The sequence below is a fragment of the Paenisporosarcina sp. P5_A11 genome (assembly GCF_056400705.1).
On record NZ_JBFUKT010000154.1, the window covers coordinates 1 to 8,045 of the forward strand.

An 8,045-nucleotide genomic window follows, 5' to 3' on the forward strand; every position below is an offset into this window, starting at 1 on the left:
ATAACAGCCCAAGAGCAAAACAATAAGTAATCATCCAAGGTCCCCACAAGTACTCGTTGATTCGTAAAATAAATGCTTCTATTTGATTTCCTCCTACTTTTCCTATCAAACAATACACACTATGAAAAAGTATGCATAAACAATCACAAGTAGAAATAAATGTATGATACATTTTTAGGTTTTGTGAAATTTATCACAAAAAAATAGACACTCTATAAAGAGTGCCTAAACAATATAACCAACAGAACGTAAAACATTATTCATAAATGATTCCGTATATAAAAATACATCTTCTTGTTCTGGTTCATGAAATAAATCATGATAACAATTTGCCCACTCTTTATATTGAATTTCTGAAAGTTGTTGTTTATGTAACCAATGCTTTGCGTATGTATGTTCAGTTACTTTGTCTCTCTCAGCTGTCATCATTAATATAGGCAGATTCTGAATACTTTCCTGTCTAGTAGAAGTTGCTTTGATTAACTGTTGGAGCTCATGATACCATTTCAATGTAATGGTTGTATTATACAGTTGATCGTCTTTATCTTGCGTATACACGTCATAATTTCTAGTCAGTTGTTTAATTGTCACATCATGTGTACTCTTTACATTCTCAGCTAACTTACCAATACTCGACAAAGCACTAGATAATTTGGATGGATGAATTTTTAAATTTAACCATGGTGATGTTAAAATGGCTGCAGCACATTCAATGGATTTTAATTGAAGTAATTGCATGACAAGAGTTGCGCCTAACCCGTGCCCCATAACAAACACTGGTAGGTTATACGAGATGGATGCTTGAACTAATTGGTCGATATAAGACCCATAAGACTGGAAATCTTCATTATGTGCCGCTTTATTTCGAGCCGCTTCTCCATGACCTGGCAAGTCTCCCATGACAACATGAAAACCTGAACTTCTAAATTTTTCGATTAACCATGCATATCTACGATGATGTTCGTACGCGCTATGTACAATTGCGACGACTGCTTTAGCTTGACCATCTGCTTCCCATTTCCACATGAACAGCGCCCCTTTACAAGTTCATTTTATCACAAATACTTGTTTTAATATTACCACGTGATCTTGATATTAATAAATCATTGTCACTTAGTACATCCTGAAATGGTAATTAGCCTTAATAACGACCTTACACCCATGTATAATGAAACTATACCGCAATAAGAAATGAGGTAAAAGAATGATTTACTCTTTTAATAATAAAACTCCCTTGATTGATCCATCTGTTTATATTGCTGATTATGTCACAATCAGTGGCGATGTGACAATCGGTCAAGAGTCTACAATTTGGTTTAACACGGTCATTCGTGGCGACGTAAACTCAACACGTATCGGTCGCAAAGTGAACATTCAAGATTTATGTTGCTTACATCAAAGCCCTGCAGCTCCATTAATTTTAGAAGATGAAGTGACTATTGGACATCAAGTAACATTACATAGCTGTACCATTCGCAAAGGAGCTTTAGTAGGAATGGGCTCAATCATTTTAGATGGCGCTGAAATTGGTGAAGGTGCATTTATCGGAGCTGGAAGCTTAGTACCTCCAGGCAAGGTTATTCCAGCAGGGATGCTAGCATTAGGACGGCCTGCGAAAGTTATTCGTGAATTGAATGATGAAGACAAACTTGATATGAGACGAATTGTAAAAGAATACGCTGAAAAAGGGCAAATTTACAAAGAGATGCAACAGAAAAGTAGTGACCAATAGAAAAGAGCAGGCATCTAATTGCCTGCTCTTTTCTATTGGTTTAATCCCGCACAAATTGTTTTGTTCCCGTTCACCCAATTTCCCTACAAAAACACACTGAAACGATGTGCATGGTGCTAATTACTTTGATTTTCGCTTCGCTGATGTTGTGAAATGAATCATATCAAATTCTTGTGTTTATTCCCATTCATTTGGATTTAATCCCATTCGAAAGTGGTTTATTCCCGTTCAATTTGATTTAATCCCTTTCACGAGTGGTTTATTCCCGTTCACCCATATTTCCTCATAAAAAAACTGTTCCAGAATTACTCCAGAACAGTTTTTGTTTTATTCGCTAGCTTTTTCTTTCAAAAGAGCAGCTCTATCAGTTTTTTCCCATGGTACATCTAAGTCCGTACGACCAAAGTGCCCGTAAGCAGCAGTTTGTTTGTAAATAGGACGACGAAGATCTAACATTTTGATGATTCCTGCAGGACGAAGGTCGAATGACGCTCGAACCACTTCAACAAGTTTTGATTCTTCTACAGTGCCTGTACCAAATGTGTCGATTGCGATTGATACTGGTTGAGCAACACCGATTGCATATGCAAGTTGAACTTCGCAACGGTCAGCAAGTCCTGCTGCTACGATGTTTTTCGCTACATAGCGTGCAGCATATGCTGCTGAACGGTCAACTTTTGTCGCATCTTTACCAGAGAATGCGCCACCGCCGTGACGAGCGTATCCACCGTAAGTATCAACGATAATTTTGCGACCAGTTAAACCAGCATCCCCTTGTGGTCCACCAATTACGAAGCGACCAGTTGGGTTAATAAAGTATTTTGTATTTTCGTCAATTAATTCTGCCGGAACGACAGGATTGATGACATGTTCTTTCAAGTTACGTTGAATTTGCTCAAGTGTTACTTCTGGGTGATGTTGAGTAGAAATAACGATTGTGTCAATGCGCAACGGTTTATTGTTTTCATCATATTCTACAGTTACTTGTGTTTTACCATCAGGACGTAAGTATGGAAGAATTTCCTCTTTACGTACTAGTGCTAAACGACGAGCTAACTTATGAGCCATACTAATTGGAAGTGGCATTAATTCCGGTGTTTCATTACATGCAAAACCGAACATTAACCCTTGGTCACCGGCACCGATTGCTTCGATGTCTGAATCTGTCATCGAACCTTCACGTGCTTCTAGTGCTCTGTCAACGCCCATTGCGATGTCGGCAGATTGCTCATCGATTGCAGTCAATACTGCAGAAGTCTCTGAGTCAAAACCATATTTTGCACGAGTGTAGCCAATTTCACGAACTGTTTCACGTACAACTTTTTGAATATCCACATAAGCAGATGTTGTGATTTCTCCAGCAACAAGCACTAAACCTGTTGTTACAGTTGTTTCACAAGCAACACGTGCGTTCGGGTCTTCTGTTAATATAGCATCTAAAATTGCGTCTGAGATTTGATCACAAATCTTATCCGGATGCCCTTCTGTTACTGATTCTGATGTAAATAGACGACGAGTTGTCATTTAATATTCCTCCTATATCCTTCGAGATTGCTCTCGGAAAATTCAAACGGTACTCATTTCCCATGTCCAGCTTATTCAGTTGAATAAAACCTTCCGCCTTTTCGGGCTTCTGCACACGAGGATAAAGGGAGATGTCATAAAAAAAACCCTCTCTCACGTAAAATACATGAGGAAAGGTATTCATGTATAGGCACCTTTCACTCTTATCATCCAAGGAATTCACCTTGTTTCAGGTTCAGCACCTTTGCCAATTACTACTTGGTTCATAATTGCAGGTTGCCGGGTTTCATAGGGCCTGACCCCTCAACCAGCTCGGGATAAGAGTATCCGTTCAGTTTTACATCATAATAAACTAATCCACCTATGTCAAATATTTTTTATTATTCTTCATTAATATAAAATTATGAGGAATTTAATCAGGCTATTAGTGTAGATTATTAAGCTAAATGTGTTATACTAATCATCGAATTGAAAAAAACACCCCAATTAACTGGGAATACACAAAAAAGGAAGGTACATATACATGAATTCAGTGAACACTATCAACGAGCTGAACGATTTGTTAAATGGCCAAAACGTGCATGTACAACTTTCAGTACCACAATTAGTGGAGAAAGCAACATTACGCGGAGAAGCTGTCTTAACATCTACTGGAGCTGTAAAAGTAGAGACAGGAAAGTATACAGGACGCTCTCCAAAAGACAAGTATGTTGTTGAAGAAGATATCTCAAAAGACAAGATTGATTGGGGTACAGTAAACCGACCGATTTCATCTGAAATTTTTTCCTCTTTATATAAGAAGGTTGTAACTTATTTAAAATCGAAAGAAGAACTTTTTGTCTTTAACGGCTTTGCTGGAGCAGACGAAGAGTCTCGTCTTTCTATCCAAGTAATTAATGAATATGCATGGCATAACCTATTTGCGCATCAATTATTCATTCGCCCAACAGAAGATGAACTGGCTTCTCATGAAGCACAATTTACGATTGTATACGCACCAACTTTTAAAGCAGACCCAGCAATCGATGGAACGGATTCAGAAACATTTATCATTGTTTCAATGGAACAACGCATCATCTTAATTGGTGGTACTGAGTATGCTGGCGAAATGAAAAAATCAATATTCTCTATTATGAACTATTTACTTCCAGAGCAAGGCATTTTATCTATGCATTGTTCAGCAAACGTTGGTGAACAAGGTGACGTTGCCTTATTCTTCGGTTTATCTGGAACTGGAAAAACAACATTATCAGCTGATGCTGATCGCAAGTTAATCGGCGATGATGAGCACGGTTGGTCAGACAATGGTGTATTTAATATTGAAGGTGGCTGTTATGCAAAAGCAATCAACCTGACACGTGAAAATGAACCACAGATTTTCGATGCTATCCGTTTTGGATCAGTATTAGAAAACGTTGTAGTAGATGCTGAAACTCGTATTGCAAATTACGAAGACATTTCTTTAACAGAAAATACACGTGCCGCTTACCCATTACAAGCAATTGACAATATCGTAGACCCTTCAGTTGCTGGTCATCCAAATACAATCATTTTCTTAACAGCTGATGCATTTGGCGTATTGCCTCCAATCAGTAAGTTGACAAAAGAACAAGCAATGTACCACTTCTTAAGCGGTTTCACATCGAAACTTGCTGGTACAGAACGTGGAATCACGACTCCACAAGCAACATTCTCAACATGTTTCGGTTCTCCATTCCTTCCATTGCCTGCAACTGTATACGCGGAAATGCTAGGTAAGAAAATTGATCAACACGATGCACAAGTATTCTTAGTGAATACAGGTTGGACTGGCGGCGAATATGGCGTTGGTAAGCGTATGAAACTAGCTTATACACGTGCAATGGTTCGCGCTGCGCTTGAAGGGAAATTAGATGACGTGGAAACAGACAATGGTTCTGTATTCGGTCTAGCGATTCCAAAAGCAGTACCAGGCGTACCTGAAAATGTACTCAACCCTCGTGATGCATGGGCAGATCCTGCAGCTTATGATATTAAAGCAAAAGAATTAGCAGATCAATTCCGTAAAAACTTCAATAAATTCGGCTCAGTTTCTGAAGAAATCATTTCAAAAGGTGGACCAATTATTTAATTTAAAAAAGGCTTGCACTTCGTGTGCAGGCCTTTTTTTATTCACTATAGTTAAAGACCGTATCGTTTTTGAAAAAGGATTGAATATGTATGGAGTCTGCTTTGGTGATTTGATTGAAATGAAGTTCTACACCATAATGCTCTACTGAACAAATGTGATACCCATTCTTTTTAAAATGTAATGAAAACCATCTAATATTATTAGTATCATTACTAGATTTTAAGAACAAATCTTTTAATTTCTGGGTAAGTGGCATGGTAAAAATTACTAAGTCAGTCTCAATTCTAATGGTGTGTGCAAAAGGTTTGATTAATAGAATCAATTCTGTTTCATTTTTCCAACAACGTACTTCTACTTCAGTAAAGATTGGCAGTAACTCAGTCATCAAAGGAACCCAATAATCCACATTCTTCATGCGTTTTATTGTTTCATTTCCATGTGAGAAGGTGTCATTTTTTATATGTAAATTCCCCATAAGTAACCTCCCATAACTTACATTAAGTGCTCTTTAAAATATTCGGCATTGGCATTCTCTGGAAACAATGTTTGTAATTCTTCTGCTTCTTTTTCATCTACTCCATAGAGAACAATTTCAGAGCCATATTGTGCGATTTCAAGCATCTGAACATCTTCTTTGTAAAAGAATAAGGTAAACCATTTTAATCCACCATTAGGATCTATAGATTGATTACGTAAAAATGTACAATTTTCCTCATTCAATGTGACAGTGAATACTTTTACAAGACCTTCAACCACTGAGTTGGCCGATATCTTAGAAAGTTCTTCAATTTGCTCAGATTCTTCAAGCCAACTGTGAATCTCGACTGATGCAAAATCTTTTGTATAAGTATCCCATAATTTTTCCCAATAGCTGGTATCTATAGGAACTGACGATTTATTTTCTTTTTGAGTCGTTTCCAAAAGAATCCGAACATGTTTCATAATCATTACCCTCCTTGTTGTTTCATCCATGTTGTTAAGTCTTTGATTATTTGATTATTAATTTTTGTTGGGAAAAAATGATCATGTTCACTAAAGTACCAGGTTTCAAAAACTTTACCTTCTTTTACAAGCGTTTTTTCTAAACGACTAGCATGCTCAATCCCAACATTTACATCCTTCTTCCCATGGATAATTAAAAGTGAACAAGTAATATCTTTGATATGTGAGAAAGGTTGACGTTCTTCGAAAGCTTCAGGCGCATTATTTGGATTCCCTCCAATTACTCGCTTCATCATTCTCCGCATATCTTTCCTTTCTTCATAAGTAAGGATTACGTCTGAAACTCCTGACCAGGTTACGGTAGACGTTATATCATCACGCAATATGGCCGTCCATAACGCCATAATTCCTCCACGAGAAAAGGCAAATAAGTGAATGGGATTAACGGATAAAAACTGTTTTAAAACATCTACTCCATATACCGCATCAAAACGATCTTCACCAGCAAATTCATCGCGTCCTTCGCCACCACGATTACCTCTGTAATAAGGAGCAAATACTACAAAACCTTGTGCTGCAAATTGAGCAATGCGAGCTGGCCTAACCATTCCTATATTTTGAATTCCGCCTCGTAAATAGAGTATACCTTCTTGGTTACCAGATCTTAAAGGTTGTGCAAGTAGACCTTTTACTCGATACCCACATGACCAATACAATACTTCTGTTAATCGAACATTTGGATTGGGACTAGGATATGGTCGTTTTTGTTCAATCGTTCCGTTCGGCTTCATCTAACATCACCTGTTCCAATATTTTTCTCATACCTTCATCTCTCATATGGAAACTTAGATTAGTCGAATTAAAAAATTCTTGTAAGGTTACCCAGACTGGGCCTTCTGTTTCAAATTGTGCAACATTTGGATCTATTGACACTACAGTTGAACGGAAAACCACTTTACAAAAGGGGTTTATGTCATTGACCATGTATTCAGCAAACCATTCCATATTTTCAAGTTGAGCACCTGTCTCTTCATATACTTCCCTTTTTGCAGCTTGTACTAACGTCTCGTTTGGTTCAACTTTGCCACCTGGAAATTCTAGTCCTCTAAGTGGATGTTTTGTAAGTAACCATTGCTCTTTCCTATTGGCTAACACCAGAACATGCGTGGCAGGAATAGGAAATGTATTTTTTTCAAATGATAATGTGACTTCAACTTGATTTAAATCTACAAAAGAAAACATGCCTTCGCTACACTCCTTTAAATTAGTGTAGCGAAGGCATGCAAAGCAATCAACTATAAAAAGGCATGTTTTCAATATGTTGTTTGGATTCCTTATCCGTGTACTCATGAATAACGGCATACAATTTTTTCAAACGCAAATCACTTTCATCATTTTCAGGATCTAAATGATACGGTATATAAGGTGTATGTGCTCGCCAAAACCCTTTTGTTTCAATTTCTTCTTTTTGTTCAAATAATTGATCAAGCACATTCAAAACTCCTGGTTCAGCTTCGATTTCATATTCCCAAGGTGAATCCTCTGGATGGTAATAATAGCGATGATGTGAAACCGACACATAAATTTTCGTCATGTTTTTTCAACCCCTTTTTATTAGCATGGCATTCACGTCTAATTCCATGCATCCCAAAAAAAGGTCAGTAAAAAAAAGCAAACCCCTCTAAAGGAATTTGCTTAATACGTTATTTGTTTGTATCACCTAAGTAAGCATTTAAC

General features: G+C 37.4%; 9 protein-coding genes and 1 riboswitch. Of the genes, 2 read left to right on the forward strand and 7 right to left on the reverse strand.

Annotation, left to right across the window (positions count from 1 at the left end; all coding sequences use genetic code 11):
* Positions 1-225 precede the first annotated feature (225 nt).
* On the reverse strand, positions 226-1,026 hold the full coding sequence (locus AC1DOS_RS15785; protein WP_477538268.1) for an alpha/beta hydrolase: 801 nt from the start codon (positions 1,024-1,026) through the stop codon (positions 226-228).
* Positions 1,027-1,204: 178 nt separating this feature from the next.
* Here AC1DOS_RS15785 and AC1DOS_RS15790 point away from each other — a divergent pair, with 178 nt between their 5' ends.
* Complete coding sequence (locus AC1DOS_RS15790) at positions 1,205-1,732, forward strand: gamma carbonic anhydrase (RefSeq protein ID WP_477538269.1); 528 nt, start codon at positions 1,205-1,207, stop codon at positions 1,730-1,732.
* 327 nt (positions 1,733-2,059) lie between these two features.
* Here AC1DOS_RS15790 and metK read toward each other — a convergent pair whose 3' ends face one another.
* Entirely contained in the window at positions 2,060-3,256 is a 1,197-nt protein-coding gene (gene metK, locus AC1DOS_RS15795; protein WP_108587471.1) for a methionine adenosyltransferase, read from the reverse strand.
* A gap of 200 nt (positions 3,257-3,456) precedes the next feature.
* Positions 3,457-3,580: riboswitch (SAM riboswitch) on the reverse strand.
* A 199-nt stretch (positions 3,581-3,779) separates the two neighbouring features.
* On the opposite strand from metK, the gene pckA reads away from it, so the two are divergent.
* Positions 3,780-5,366 (forward strand): phosphoenolpyruvate carboxykinase (ATP), encoded by a 1,587-nt coding sequence (gene pckA / locus AC1DOS_RS15800; protein ID WP_108587472.1) that lies wholly within the window; start codon positions 3,780-3,782, stop codon positions 5,364-5,366.
* A 37-nt stretch (positions 5,367-5,403) separates the two neighbouring features.
* Here the strand turns inward: pckA and AC1DOS_RS15805 are convergent, their stop codons facing one another.
* From AC1DOS_RS15805 to AC1DOS_RS15825, 5 genes are read right to left on the reverse strand one after another with little or no spacing between them, the layout of a single operon-like run.
* Positions 5,404-5,841 carry a hypothetical protein gene (locus AC1DOS_RS15805; RefSeq protein WP_477538270.1) on the reverse strand — a complete coding sequence of 146 codons (438 nt, stop codon included), beginning with the start codon at positions 5,839-5,841 and terminating at the stop codon, positions 5,404-5,406.
* Between the two features lie 17 nt (positions 5,842-5,858).
* The gene (locus AC1DOS_RS15810; RefSeq protein WP_477538271.1) at positions 5,859-6,308 is read right to left on the reverse strand and encodes a hypothetical protein; all 450 of its coding nucleotides are present in this window, start codon (positions 6,306-6,308) and stop codon (positions 5,859-5,861) included.
* A 5-nt stretch (positions 6,309-6,313) separates the two neighbouring features.
* The gene (locus AC1DOS_RS15815; protein WP_477538272.1) at positions 6,314-7,099 is read right to left on the reverse strand and encodes an alpha/beta hydrolase family protein; all 786 of its coding nucleotides are present in this window, start codon (positions 7,097-7,099) and stop codon (positions 6,314-6,316) included.
* Positions 7,077-7,550 (reverse strand): NUDIX domain-containing protein, encoded by a 474-nt coding sequence (locus tag AC1DOS_RS15820; RefSeq protein ID WP_477538273.1) that lies wholly within the window; start codon positions 7,548-7,550, stop codon positions 7,077-7,079. The genes AC1DOS_RS15815 and AC1DOS_RS15820 overlap by 23 nt, the downstream gene beginning before the upstream one ends.
* Positions 7,551-7,599: 49 nt before the next feature.
* Entirely contained in the window at positions 7,600-7,902 is a 303-nt protein-coding gene (locus AC1DOS_RS15825) for a transposase (RefSeq protein WP_108587477.1), read from the reverse strand.
* Positions 7,903-8,045 lie beyond the last annotated feature (143 nt).

Coding starts and splice junctions, on each gene's coding strand:
- AC1DOS_RS15785 (WP_477538268.1), bottom strand. CDS start 1,026: ATGTGGAAATGGGAAGCAGATGGTCAAGCTAAAGCAGTCGTCGCAATT.
- AC1DOS_RS15790 (WP_477538269.1), top strand. CDS start 1,205: ATGATTTACTCTTTTAATAATAAAACTCCCTTGATTGATCCATCTGTT.
- metK (WP_108587471.1), bottom strand. CDS start 3,256: ATGACAACTCGTCGTCTATTTACATCAGAATCAGTAACAGAAGGGCAT.
- pckA (WP_108587472.1), top strand. CDS start 3,780: ATGAATTCAGTGAACACTATCAACGAGCTGAACGATTTGTTAAATGGC.
- AC1DOS_RS15805 (WP_477538270.1), bottom strand. CDS start 5,841: ATGGGGAATTTACATATAAAAAATGACACCTTCTCACATGGAAATGAA.
- AC1DOS_RS15810 (WP_477538271.1), bottom strand. CDS start 6,308: ATGAAACATGTTCGGATTCTTTTGGAAACGACTCAAAAAGAAAATAAA.
- AC1DOS_RS15815 (WP_477538272.1), bottom strand. CDS start 7,099: ATGAAGCCGAACGGAACGATTGAACAAAAACGACCATATCCTAGTCCC.
- AC1DOS_RS15820 (WP_477538273.1), bottom strand. CDS start 7,550: ATGTTTTCTTTTGTAGATTTAAATCAAGTTGAAGTCACATTATCATTT.
- AC1DOS_RS15825 (WP_108587477.1), bottom strand. CDS start 7,902: ATGACGAAAATTTATGTGTCGGTTTCACATCATCGCTATTATTACCAT.